The organism is Vibrio sp. OPT20 (assembly GCF_963889365.1).
Classification (GTDB): Bacteria; Pseudomonadota; Gammaproteobacteria; order Enterobacterales; family Vibrionaceae; genus Vibrio; species Vibrio splendidus.
The window spans coordinates 4,206-16,451 of the sequence record NZ_CAWPOA010000035.1 but is presented as its reverse complement, the minus strand read 5'-3'; the positions used below and the strand labels follow the sequence as shown (position 1 = coordinate 16,451).

Sequence of the window (12,246 nt, the reverse complement as noted above, 5' to 3'; positions counted from 1 at the left end):
TCTTACATTTTGCTACACCATCCACTTCTTTTGTAATGACATTAATAATACCTGTTACGACATTGCCACCCCATACCATGCCGACCGGGCCAAGTACGATTTCGATCTGAGAGGTATTCTCCATGCTGACTGGGATCAAATCCCAATCGTCACCTGAAGACATTGGGTTAAAAACGCTACGGCCATCGACCATGACCAAAATTTTATTGTTCAATGTTTCGTTATTGCCACGCACCATCATCACTCCCCAATCGAAGTTGGAGTATTTTGCGACATGAAGACCGGGTGCCAAAGATAACGCATCAGCCAAAGAGCGCAGTGGCATTTCAAGTAGAGAATCAAGGTCATAGTTAGCAGAGGCAGGAGCTACCGCACCAAACGTGGATGCAATCACGAGGTTTAACGACAAACGCATAGGGGTATTTCTCAACGTTTGAACACTAATATGGTACTCAGGGAAGAGGCTCAAACGCTAAATCACAGTGTATCTATATAAATACAGTGTGCCATTTTATTTTTGTCGAGGCGATTAATTTATATTTCAGATAATGGGTGTTAAGTGTTGGATGTAGAGAGTAAAAAGCGCTTAAAGGCGCTTATTTAACTAATATAAAATCCCTATCCTTAATCCCAAGACTCAAATTTATTGGGCTTTACGTGCTTTATTTTTAATCTAACGTTGGGAGCCAGAGCTGTTTCAGTTCCCATTTCACAGAAGTACTCAACAGCATCTTCGTCTTCAATCATATCAACGGTGTTCGCAACGACACTCAACCGTCCACCACCTCTAGTCAATGAAAAATACGCATTCTTGTTTTCATTTACTTCAAATTTCAAAGGAATAAATTCAGGCTCTTCAAGAGAAATATCTATCCATTTATAGTTATCTAAACTCTTCCCTTGTCGTGGGGTATAAACTGTATTCAACCCATTTTCGTCAACAACAAAGTACATCGAATTCTCGGCTTGATTATAACAAGCTTTCAAACTACCATTTTTTATTTTCTAGATCACATGTGAATATGACAGCATTTTGATTACAGCTTGCACTTACAGAAAGTGAAAGAGACAAAGATGATAAAAAAATTATGATGCTTATATTCATAATGGTCAAGGCAAGCCCTCATTAAGGCATTGAATATTAAAAACTTCTGCACAACAACCAGAGGATAGTTATAAGCTAACGCATTTGCTGCAAACTCAGTGAAACTCAGGTTCACTTGGGTCTTGAAATTGTTCAGGAAACCTTTTAATTAGCTCATCTTCTAACATCACCGAGCCTGATGATTGACCTCCACCAAACGTGTTCAGCTCGGAAGTCTCCTCGCAAGATGAGCTAAATACAACCTCACTACCTTTATAAACATGCAAGCTACAGTTATCAGCTAAATAGCCGATACTATATCTGTAATCCCCTGAATAGAAAAAAATATTTCTACCTTGTAACTTACCAAGTCTTATATGATAACTTAAAAATTTACCTTTTGGGGTTTCTGCACTTTTTGGGTATTCTAATTCTACTTTATCGCTTGTCCCATATCGATACTTTACATAACCAGTACTTGGACTTCTATGCTCAGCCCCACACAAGGAAACATATTTTTGGTTATCTAACTTTGCATTAAAGTAAATATCCTCATTATTCTCACACAAAGTTACCGTTGTATCGCTTAGTTTTTTGTCTATCTGTGGGTGTACTGCTAAAACTGGGAAGCTTATTATGAGAACGCTTGAAATAGCCTGAAATTTAATATTTTTCATCATTAGTTAAATACCTTATTTTCGCATAAAAATTTGAAGTTTTCTCTACGCTTCCGGTAAGAATTTTTGCTAGTATAACGGTTTACCTTTCGTGTTATCTCATTCACAACTTTATCGTTGGCTCCTTTACCTGCCCTCTCAGGACCTTTAATATCTAGCCAAAACCAAGCTGCAGAGCGAGTCGCATATTTAGCCTCTAATATAAGCTTTGGTGTATTTAAAAAATCTACTACGTCCAATGGCCACTCTGATTGATTTTGTAAATGCCATTTATTGAAACGCTCATAATTGTCTCTACCGGTAAGCTGTTTTAACCCACGCCCCCTAAAAATCCACCCATCATCAGTTGTCAAAAAATCACCATTCTTCATTTCGCTTCTACCTCCATACATAACGTTAAACAATATCCTTTTGTCATCAAGAGTAGGAGAAGTACCATCTTTTTTAATGAATTTACCATTTTTCTTGTCTGCGATACCATGAACATCAATATACCGCTTACCTGCATATTTAGGGTGTTCTAAAGGGTATCGACGTGACCTAGCAGTATTAAATTCTGATGTATCCAGCGTAGAAATACGATAATTGGTATATTCAGCCATATTTAGGTTCTCACCTGTTTCTTGCATAAGCTGAGCAAAAAAGTGTGTTCTACGTAAAGGCGTATCGAGCTTATAAAAAAGCATGTGATCATTTAGTTCATTGACAATACCTTGTAAGACATCCCGCTTAGAGTCTTTAACTCTAGGGTATACCTTCTGCAACATTTCTAGAGTAAACTCAAAGCCACTTTGAGCTTGAGGGATAAAAGGCCAATAATGCCAAAGACTCTTATCATCGCCTAGTTGTAAATCACCTTGCAAATCTTGCATCCATGAGAACTTATCTGCTCTTTCCAGTTCGAATTGAGAGAAAAGATCAAAGCTCTCCATAACTTGATCGCGCCATGGAGAGTTGCGGTAATCCTCTTCAGTTACAAAACCGGCCGAGCACTTAATATCCAGAGCTTCCTTGGCTGTCTGATGGATTGATTCATAAAGACTTTGTGACGATTCTGTATGCCAATCTGTAGGATGTTTCACAATAAATCGCTCAAAGTGTTTACGTTTACCATCTAAGTATACTTTGGCATCGCGAGCAGTAAACGAGGAGAAATCCGTTACTTGATCTTCTGTGACAGATTCAAGTAACTGCTGAATAAACGAGTTACTCATATCAACGGCACCACTACTGTCCGCTCCATCGAGAACGACCAGCGGATTTTCTTCTGCATTTTTGGGAGAAATTTGTTTTTTGAAAAATTCGGGCGGCTCTTCAAAAGAGAACATCTCGATATGCACACGATTATCGTCTTTCTTAGTTCCTATTGCATCATTGCTGTATTCATGCAGTCCCATGTAGCCGATATCTTCCCCAGCTGAAACCTTTATCCCCTCTTTAAATAAGATCGGGAGTAAAGAAACCACACTACCGTCCCTAATCATTGCCGCATTGTCCGACATCCACTTAGGCTCTGAAACTGGTTCTGATCGAACAGCAGAAGAATCTTCCAAAATGTCGAAGTCACTATTGAGACCCGAAGCAAACCAGACAATCTTGTTTAACAGTGCTTTTTCTCTATCACTAGACGATTCGCCATTCTCTACCACACGGCACTTTATCATTTTGTAGGTATTTTTACCGATCTGGTATGGGTGGGTCTCTTTCTCTTCAGCATACAGGTATTCAAGTAATGTTCCTTTAGACATCGACTGCTTTTTTGCACCCGAATTAGTAGGCACATCACTATGTTTGAAAGGGCGTACATTTCTCGCTTCTTGTAAACGATAACGCGTGGTTATAGATGAATTGGCACCAATATCTGAAGGTGGCGCAAGGTGCATATAAAGTGTATGGAATTTAAATACATCTTCACTATCTTCGGGGTTTACAGCCTCATGCTCAATAAGTACAAAGTTATTACTGTATTTAAATTCTTGATCTTGATAGGTGGCAACCTGGTAATCGGAATGAATCCGAAACGCTACAATTTTACCATCAAGCATCGCTTGAATAGGTCTGAGGCCTTTACCCCAAGGTAGCATTTTTGATGTTAAATGAACCCCACTATGCCAACCATAGCCTTGCCCTATTAAATAACGACCGCTCTTAGCTTGATCAAACAACTTAGTAAAATCACTAAGCGTATGGTAAGCATCGCCTTCTCGTTGCGCTATCGGAAAAACTGCATCCATGATTTACTATCCTAGTCTGAAAAGTTATCGTCAAAAATGACAAACGATGGGCGGTTCAAGTTGTTTGATTTCGTGTAAACCACGGCATTAACTCTACCAAGGTTAGTTGTAAACCCTGATTGGCCTGTGATGTTAACGATGCTTCCAACGGCCATCGCAGATATAGAAATTAGAGTGTCATTTTTGTTCGAGAAAATTTGGCTAACTACGTCAGGTAATGCCTGTTTGAAATGGTTAAGTGCTTTTTTATAACCTTCAACTCCCTCTTCAACTGAACTCAACGATCTCGCTGAAGCCTGGTTTTGTATGAAATCCAAACGATCGATGATTTCATTATTAAGCTCATCGATGTATGAACAGATTTGATTGTTTATCAACGTCCACAAGACTAACTGCAAATACCTAACGGTATTTCCTGTCCCCAAAAGGCGAAGTTTTGCAAGTAGCTCATAAGGAGGCTCAAACACATCAGCTTGATATAGGACCCTCAATATGTCGCCATTTTCGTGTACTTGTTCTAACAGTAGTTCAATTAAGGGTTCATACTTATCAAGCGAAGTGCTATCAGTTTGAATGTGATAAAGTGCCGAGACATAAGCATCAGAAAAATCTTTAGAGTGGTTTTGACTGATCGCGTAAGGAGTCAGAATACGACTTTGTTCTAATACGATATCTCTAAAGTCATCATCACTGAAGGATGGAGACATCAAGATGCCCCAATCATTGGCAACTCCGACACGGTCCTCCCAAAATGGTGATCGACGACCCGCTACAAACGTGCAAAAGTCATTTGGGTCAGGATATGTTTCCGTCACTACACTTTCAGCTAAAGATTGGTTTGGAGTATAAGAGTCTGGAGTTTCGCAGAGTACCAGCTTGCATTCTTTTAAAGCTAGCCCACCAACCGTTGCTTTTCCGCTAGAATCCAAAGCCCCACTCCCGATGACAGATCCAGAAGGCTCGACTAAAGAAAATGGCGCATTAGAATAAGGCATCCCATTTGGATACTTGCACTCTATATCCAACGTATACGTCCCTTCTTGATCTTCAGTTACAGAAACCGAAGGGTTTTGCGCGCCGCCTAAACACATGGTGTTGGCTTTGTTCATAGTCATCTGGTCAGAAAGGCGGCATACACCGACACCTTCGAACTTAACGGTAGGAGAAGCTGATATGAATTCGGCCTCGGCTTCAATAGTGCCAGAAGCTACGCCCTTTTTATCACCACCGGCATCACCAGTACTGGCGCTGAATTTACTGCCTTTAATAGCAATGCTGTTACCGCCATCCATAGAGACAGTCGTGGTGCCTCCCGCTAAATCGGCAGACTTTGCATTGTTACCATAAGGGATAGGAACAACAGGTTTGCCGACTGTTGTTAAACAAACATCAGGGAGTGTTGCGTTCGCTTCTCCTCCTGAGCCTTGATGAACTACGCTGAGTCCATTCGCACAAACTGTTACGCCCATAGTAAATCCAATTAAATTCCAATAGATGTATGATAAAAGAGATCGCAGGCTGCAATCTGTCTAAGTACGTAGTGAAAATGAAGGATGAGACTGTTACTTCGAGTCTATTTTTAAAAACGGACAGAAGATCTCACAATTAAATCTAATGCTATTGATAAACATCCAGTAACTGCTGAAATTTTAGGTCAATGACCAAGTAAGTCGCGGCATACATAACACCAAAGATTACTGTACTGACGCCAAGAATTAACTTAGGAGAAATAACCCGTTTGAGCGGTTTTTTTAAATACTTCGCCTTTAAGTTAACTAACGTTACTTTTTCCTGTTCGGCTAAACGCTCGTCTCGGACTAAGCGATAAATTGTGTTTCCTATGTCTGAAAGCTTTTCGTTACCGCGCTCTTCTCGGCCGTACTTGCCTTTGAACCCAAGTTGAAGCAATAAATAAAGGAATTCGATAACGTGTCTGTATTTTCGTGGATCAGCTTTCAAGCGCTCTAAAATAGTAAAAAACTTATCGCCGCCAGATGTCTCGTTATGGAACTCCGACAATAAGCTGTTTGTACTCCAATGGCTGTTTGCCCCCCACTCTTGCCTACACACAGACTCATCTATTGCTGCACATAAGCAATAGCGTATAACCAATATTGATGCCCGATCCAACTCCATTTCATTGAGCTTTCGTTCACCTTTACGAATTTCTCGTGCAACTTGTTCTCTAAAAGGACCAGGATCGTCCAACCAAGGAATCGAAGACATACATGAGAGACTGGCTATTAACCAAGTAAACTGATCGACCAACGGGTTAACACCCATGCTCTCCACGTTTAGGTCTCTTACCGCAATATTTCTAGATAAATCAGGTGCAGGCATAACCTCCATTGGTTTGCCTGGTTCTGGTTGAAATAGTACTACGGTGACGTCGTTTTCGGCGTAACTCATAAACGTACAGCCCAAAGCTGTAGTGATAAGTTCGCGAAGTCGCCAGCAATATGGACTGCGATTGCTGCGGTGTTATTCAATGCATTCCATTCGTCACTTGCTTTATCGAGCTCAAAATAGGTATATCCGGCATGATAAGGCAACGCTCTAGGTACCACTGGCATTGGTTTCATTTCAATACCCGGCAATTGTAAGTTGATCAAATCGCGAATATTGTCGATCGAACCAATCTTGGTTTGGCTTACAAACTGCGTATGCAGAATATCAAGTGGTACGTCTGCTTTAACAGCAAGAATAAACGTCGTAGATTCGACAATTTTACTGTCTGGAATTGCTGCAGTTCGAATTCCATAGCTTTGCTCTCTCAATGTTAAAGGTATTGCACGTTGTTCTGACATAACACTTAATGTCATTTTCGCGCTATCAAGCGTACGAGATAAACAATCGGTCAGTTGGCTATGGTTGTATTTTGTAAACTCTTGTGGTCTACGAGATGCGGAACACAGTGTAGATAATTCACCTTCCGCTTGTAACAGGATCCGATAAAATGACTCTGGGTGAACGCCTTCCACACTTGCAAAATGCCAGAACAACGGCTCATAACGATTCAAGGCTTGTAACAACATAAAATCAGCAACAGACGATACGCCCTGCTGGTCAACCACACCTAAACGCTGAACAATCGATTCGGCTCTGTGTTTAAGCATTGACGCGAATTCCGTCGCGAACTTGCTCAAAACTGTAGATGCGTGAATATCAATGCACGTCGGAATATAGTTGTCATCCAGAATGATGCTTCCGTCTGGCTTCACTTCCGAAATTTTCAAAATGGGAATTGATGTATATGCGCTCTTATCTTCATGATCGTACATTAAGAAAAAGTTAAGCTTACCCACCACAATACTTGCCATATCTTCTGATTCATAACATGCATCTACGGCTTCTTGGGTTTCCATGTTATAGCGAGCACCGTCTCCATTTCCGCCAAAGAGTTCAGATCGTTCTGATGGCAGTGGACAGCATAAATACACCACTTTATCCGCAATAGAAGGGTCAACATCTCTTACTTCTGGAAGCTCAGCAAGAAGCGGTAAATCAAATGGAGTACGGTCTTGTAAGATACCTTCTGCTCGTGTGATCCCGATTTTGCCAAGTGCCAGTAGCTCAGTGTTAATCTCAATTTTTTTCACTCCCCAGTGTAAGGGAGAGCTATTAGAGCTAAGCATGTTAGATAACTTGCCTTGAGACCTATCGAGTTGCTGAAAGTGTTGAGGCTTCATGAACATACCATCTTGCCAAACAACTGGGTTATATAAAGACATTCGTCAGTTCCTTAAAAATACGTCTGTTCAATACCGCGAGTATTGTTCGAAGATAATTCACTACCCTCTACTTTTAATCTCAGAAAGTACTCACTTTTTTCTTCGATCACTTCAACCTTCCGCCAAGACGAGCCATCAATATCTCTGAATGCCACAGAAAAACCTAATGCACGCGTCGTTGGATCTAACTCTAAAATCTCATGTAGCTCATCACCCGGCTGCAGTTGGTATTCATATCGTTTAATATACTCATCACCTAAGGACGCTTTATCATTTTCGAATAGAGCAAAGAAATCCAAACTACGAAATAAAACAGGTGAAGTGAGTTCATGAACTCTCAGAATGACCGGCGAAGATTGTCCCTGCTCTCGTACATTGAGAAGTTCTGACGCTTCTATCACGAGTTCAATTGAAGATGTTTCTGGTGTAATTCCAGATGATTCTTTAAATTGCTCCCACATAGAGCAACCTGATAATAGAAACAAGGTAATGGGGATTATAAGTTTACGCATGATCAGCTTTTGCAACCTTACTGTATCTGTCTTTCATCAACGCTTTAAATGTCGACTCATTGAATTGTCGAGTATTCTGCTCATAATGTTCGCTGTACTTTTGCCATAGCTTTGACTTACTAAGGAAGCGCGTTTCCTGGCTTAAAGTGTTTGCAAACTGCTGAGGATCATTCGCTTTTAGTTGCTCCAATACCAAATCGTTAATTGCCTTCGCATATAAGGTATCGTGCTCGCTAAGTTCATCCAGTATCTGTTCAATTAGCTCATTTGGAGCCAATAGATTTTGACTATTTAGCGTTAACATCAATGTAGTTAGGCTAAGATCATTGTGAGCAAAGGAGCTTTCGTCAGTAAGCTCTTCAACACTCTGTAAATCTTTGTACAAATTATCGATACACAATCGCAAACAAGCGCCCATTTGTTTAAAAAATAAAGCGTCATGTTTCGTGTCAGACTCTAAATCAACACCCAGTCCTTCAAAGAATGCATGTGTTACATTTTCATTTTCGTAAGAAGTTTCACTCAATGCAGTATTACTCTGAGTTCTACTCTCACTTTCAACAGGCTGCTCTTGTGGTTCGGTATGAGGGACAAACTCTTGTGTCACCTCTTCCCACTTGTGGCTTTGTATATTTGCGGAATTAGGGATAATAGTAACAGGCGGTACTTTTGTCGGTTTACGCTTGGGAACATCTGAACTGCCGGTAAGCGTATCTGACTTAAAATCGGTACCTTCAATGTTTGTTGGTTTTAAACGGTTCGGTATCTTAGTTTGATCATCAGCGATGTCTTGAGCATTCAGGTTCGCCTGCTGTTCTTCTTCCATCCCCATCCAATCTTCAGGAATCAGACTAGGGAGGTCGAACTCAGAATGGATGCTTAAACTGTCATCAACAACTTGCCTTTGTGGTTCTATCGATGACTTCATAAGATTTTTTTCGTTACTTTCGTCTCGGACCAAATAATCATCATCTCTCTGCATTGAGAATTTTAAGTGCTCGACGGGATCATGAGTATCTACTCCATCAGGTTTCGTTTCCATGAAGAGATCTTCAAGCGCGCCTGTCTCTGCTTCTTCCTCAACAACGGATTCTTCCAAATTCATCAAAGGATCTGTAGAGTCTCTTTCTGGCGCGATTTCTGAAGCAATGTCATATGAAGTCGTTACCAACTCAATAGAAATACTCACTTCATATTGACCTAAAGACACTCTATCACCGTCACACAATGAGACAGGTTGATTCTTCAGGATTTTATTCCCATTAACCAACGTTCCATTGGTGCTGATATCGCTAATGTAATAGGTATCTCCATATATGCTTAAAAGGCAATGTGTACCTGATATAAAACGATTATGATCAGTCAATGAAACTGTACATCCAGCTTCACGGCCGATAGAACCACCTTCTTCAGGCATTTCTATGCTCTTAGATCCAACGTATTCTTCTGGGCACTTTGAGATCACCAAAACCAATTGATTAATTCGCATGAATAGCCTTTAGAACAGAAGAGAAACACTAAACTCAACACCACCTAACCCTTCGTTATAAAAAGGTAAGATGTATGAAGCTTGGGGAATAATTTGTAAGTGGGCGTCTGGATTGCTGCCTAATTTGATCACGCTCCCTAGAGTAACCACAGCGCCGGCTTCAAATTGGTCGATATCTTCAAGTTGCTCGCCATACCTAAAACCTTGGTCATCAACTTTCCAACGGTTAGAGTATTGTGAGTAACCTAAAGACAAACCTGCACCTATGTAAGGTGTAAACACCGACCAACTTCCTAAAGCATACTGAGGGACAATACGAAATTCGTAATTGGTGACCTCGTTATACACACCATTCTTGGGAGCTTCGATATCGTCTTCTGCCAAATAATTGAACCCTAACCACCAACGCCATCGGTTGTTACTTTCATCAATTGGACGTGTATGGACGAACCCGTAACGTAGAGCATCTACTTGTCCACTCGGCCCTTCTTCATATTCTATAGTGTCTATGCTCAGCATATTTACTGAACCACCATATCTTTCACCCTTCGCGATTGCGATGGACGAAAAAAGGCACATTGTGGATATTAGACCGATTTTACTTAGGTTTCGCATGCTTCCCTCTGAGTTCATCCATATATTAACTAGATGCGCAAGATAGCAAGTATTATGTTTTTTACAATAAGGAGACTCTCTCGCCCTCTAATTACGACATTATAACTAGCAAAAAAATCGATATATCTACAAGAAAGTGCATTACGCACATTTACCGGTTTAATCTAATTATAAAATCAAAACTATCAATAATTCGAGCGCCATCGAATGCTAAACATCATATAGAATTAGCATTTACCAAATTAAAAATTCAAGAATGCCTATTTATTCACCTTTATTTATACCATATTGTAACCTAAATAAATTTCACTAATTTAGCACCAAGTAATATAACCATAAACGATTGACGCCATCAATTATCGATCAACAAATGACCAGTAATATCAATATTAGCATGCATAACATTTTTCGTCATTGACGCTATAAATGAGAAGTCAGTCACTGATTTTTTATAAAAGCTAACAAGACAAAGTATCTAGCCCCAGCCTTACTGTGAACAGTGTCACATATTATTTAATTTAAGAACTTTTCAAATCTTTTAACATTCAAATTATCCTGTTTGACTATAGAATCGCTAAAAAATATAAAAATATAAAAATGTAAGAGCGACTTTATTAGTCAATGCTACTTTTCGATTTCATTATATATACAGTTGGATATCAAAATTATGTTTTCCTCGGATTTCACAAGGCGACCTATTGATGAAGAAAAACCTAGCGGAACCAACCCAAACGCGTTAGATGATTTCACTGAGATAAAACGTCAGATTAATAACTTGAATAAGGTTACAGGTAGAGTTTCTTGGAAAAAAGTTCAGTCTTTATCTAAAGCAATACTCTCCAAAAATAGCAAAGACTTTCGATGTAGTTGCTACTTTACCGTCGCAGCAACACATAATGATGGTTTAAAAGGTTTAGCCGAAGGACTTAGCTCTGTCTTAGATCTGTGTGTCGTTTATTGGTTCACCGCATATCCTGAAGTCAGTAAATCAAACGCTAGGATTGGAGCGATTGATTGGATGGTCGAGCACACTGAAAAACGGATTAAGAACATTAAGACTAGCTCCGACGACATTCTGTTGATCGAAACTTGCCACCGTTTATGTTTGAGAATTGAAGAGGAACTTAGGCTCCATTATGGAATAAAAGCACCTTCACTAGGTGGCGTTCGCCGGATCTTAAAGCAATGGGCAGATGAGCATAAAGAAAATGAAGCGAAGCTCCTCGAAGCAGCAAGTCAAACAAGGCGCACGGAACAAGAGAAGAGAAAGGTACCGCCTATTACTCAGTCAGCCGCGATTAAAATTGATGTGTCTAACAGCAAGCCAACTGAGACTCTCAAAATAGATGAAAAATCAACGTCGAACTATTTAGTCATCTACTTATTAGCTGGATTTCTTGTACTGGCTCTGTCCTCTCATTTCCTTTATGAACAGTACCAATTGAAAGTGCTCACCAGGAAAGTAGTTACATCAAGCATTCCTCAGTTAAGCGAAATAGCACACTCGTTAAAATATGAATATGCTTCAATTTCAGACGATGTGAGACCTAATGTCGTAAACCAATTAGACAACCTAATGAAAGATTGGGCGACTAACCCTGTAAAAGTGTATGAGATTGATGCCCTTGATAAATTGACCATTGACCTAACAAAACTCTACCCAGACTCATCATCTGTTTTACGTTTACGTCAAGAATTCGCCAGCCAACAAGAAAAGTTAGATTCAGATTACATGCAACTTCACCGACGTTTCTCTGATGCAAGAACCGTATTTGCAAATGTGGTAAGAGGAAGTGAAAGTCAAAAAACAGCGCAAGCTTACGAATACAGCAACTCCCTTTTTCCTTTGATCGGTCGCATTGAGTATGCAGAGAAAGAAAAACAACAAAAAGAACTTCAGAAAT

10 protein-coding genes and 1 pseudogene are annotated in these 12,246 nt (G+C 40.0%); 1 reads left to right on the top strand and 10 read right to left on the bottom strand.

The genetic code is table 11. The features are described 5' to 3' along the window. Nucleotides 1-7 precede the first annotated feature (7 nt). From AACR09_RS07360 to AACR09_RS07315, 10 genes and pseudogenes are all read right to left on the bottom strand, one after another. Nucleotides 8-415, bottom strand: a pseudogene (locus tag AACR09_RS07360) (TonB-dependent receptor plug domain-containing protein); the annotation flags it as partial. Between the two features lie 209 nt (nucleotides 416-624). Next, nucleotides 625-954 (bottom strand): hypothetical protein, encoded by a 330-nt coding sequence (locus tag AACR09_RS07355; protein WP_193836271.1) that lies wholly within the window; start codon nucleotides 952-954, stop codon nucleotides 625-627. Nucleotides 955-1,200: 246 nt separating this feature from the next. After that, nucleotides 1,201-1,764, bottom strand: coding sequence for a hypothetical protein (locus AACR09_RS07350; protein WP_193836270.1), 564 nt, complete (start codon nucleotides 1,762-1,764; stop codon nucleotides 1,201-1,203). Continuing rightward, nucleotides 1,764-3,995, bottom strand: a complete 2,232-nt coding sequence (locus tag AACR09_RS07345; RefSeq protein WP_193836269.1) for a glycoside hydrolase family 19 protein — start codon at nucleotides 3,993-3,995, stop codon at nucleotides 1,764-1,766. The genes AACR09_RS07350 and AACR09_RS07345 overlap by 1 nt, the downstream gene beginning before the upstream one ends. 11 nt (nucleotides 3,996-4,006) lie before the next feature. Beyond that, nucleotides 4,007-5,464, bottom strand: a complete 1,458-nt coding sequence (locus AACR09_RS07340; protein WP_193836268.1) for a DUF4150 domain-containing protein — start codon at nucleotides 5,462-5,464, stop codon at nucleotides 4,007-4,009. Between the two features lie 148 nt (nucleotides 5,465-5,612). Beyond that, nucleotides 5,613-6,404 carry a type IVB secretion system protein IcmH/DotU gene (icmH, locus tag AACR09_RS07335; protein ID WP_029224648.1) on the bottom strand — a complete coding sequence of 264 codons (792 nt, stop codon included), beginning with the start codon at nucleotides 6,402-6,404 and terminating at the stop codon, nucleotides 5,613-5,615. Further along, nucleotides 6,401-7,726 carry a type VI secretion system baseplate subunit TssK gene (tssK, locus tag AACR09_RS07330; protein ID WP_017062572.1) on the bottom strand — a complete coding sequence of 442 codons (1,326 nt, stop codon included), beginning with the start codon at nucleotides 7,724-7,726 and terminating at the stop codon, nucleotides 6,401-6,403. Before tssK ends, icmH begins: the two co-directional genes overlap by 4 nt. Before the next feature lie 11 nt (nucleotides 7,727-7,737). Then, the gene (tssJ, locus tag AACR09_RS07325) at nucleotides 7,738-8,238 is read right to left on the bottom strand and encodes a type VI secretion system lipoprotein TssJ (protein WP_029222546.1); all 501 of its coding nucleotides are present in this window, start codon (nucleotides 8,236-8,238) and stop codon (nucleotides 7,738-7,740) included. Further along, complete coding sequence (gene tagH / locus AACR09_RS07320; RefSeq protein WP_102504245.1) at nucleotides 8,231-9,727, bottom strand: type VI secretion system-associated FHA domain protein TagH; 1,497 nt, start codon at nucleotides 9,725-9,727, stop codon at nucleotides 8,231-8,233. Before tagH ends, tssJ begins: the two co-directional genes overlap by 8 nt. Nucleotides 9,728-9,736: 9 nt before the next feature. Next, nucleotides 9,737-10,342 (bottom strand): hypothetical protein, encoded by a 606-nt coding sequence (locus AACR09_RS07315; protein ID WP_102504244.1) that lies wholly within the window; start codon nucleotides 10,340-10,342, stop codon nucleotides 9,737-9,739. Nucleotides 10,343-11,009: 667 nt separating this feature from the next. On the opposite strand from AACR09_RS07315, the gene AACR09_RS07310 reads away from it, so the two are divergent. Beyond that, a partial coding sequence (locus AACR09_RS07310) for a type VI secretion system ImpA family N-terminal domain-containing protein (protein ID WP_228011016.1) occupies nucleotides 11,010-12,246 on the top strand: 1,237 nt, incomplete at its 3' end.

Bases quoted from the DNA above. Each gene is read 5' to 3' on its own strand.
- AACR09_RS07355 (WP_193836271.1), bottom strand. From the start codon at position 954: ATGTACTTTGTTGTTGACGAAAATGGGTTGAATACAGTTTATACCCCA.
- AACR09_RS07350 (WP_193836270.1), bottom strand. From the start codon at position 1,764: ATGATGAAAAATATTAAATTTCAGGCTATTTCAAGCGTTCTCATAATA.
- AACR09_RS07345 (WP_193836269.1), bottom strand. From the start codon at position 3,995: ATGGATGCAGTTTTTCCGATAGCGCAACGAGAAGGCGATGCTTACCAT.
- AACR09_RS07340 (WP_193836268.1), bottom strand. From the start codon at position 5,464: ATGGGCGTAACAGTTTGTGCGAATGGACTCAGCGTAGTTCATCAAGGC.
- icmH (WP_029224648.1), bottom strand. From the start codon at position 6,404: ATGAGTTACGCCGAAAACGACGTCACCGTAGTACTATTTCAACCAGAA.
- tssK (WP_017062572.1), bottom strand. From the start codon at position 7,726: ATGTCTTTATATAACCCAGTTGTTTGGCAAGATGGTATGTTCATGAAG.
- tssJ (WP_029222546.1), bottom strand. From the start codon at position 8,238: ATGCGTAAACTTATAATCCCCATTACCTTGTTTCTATTATCAGGTTGC.
- tagH (WP_102504245.1), bottom strand. From the start codon at position 9,727: ATGCGAATTAATCAATTGGTTTTGGTGATCTCAAAGTGCCCAGAAGAA.
- AACR09_RS07315 (WP_102504244.1), bottom strand. From the start codon at position 10,342: ATGCGAAACCTAAGTAAAATCGGTCTAATATCCACAATGTGCCTTTTT.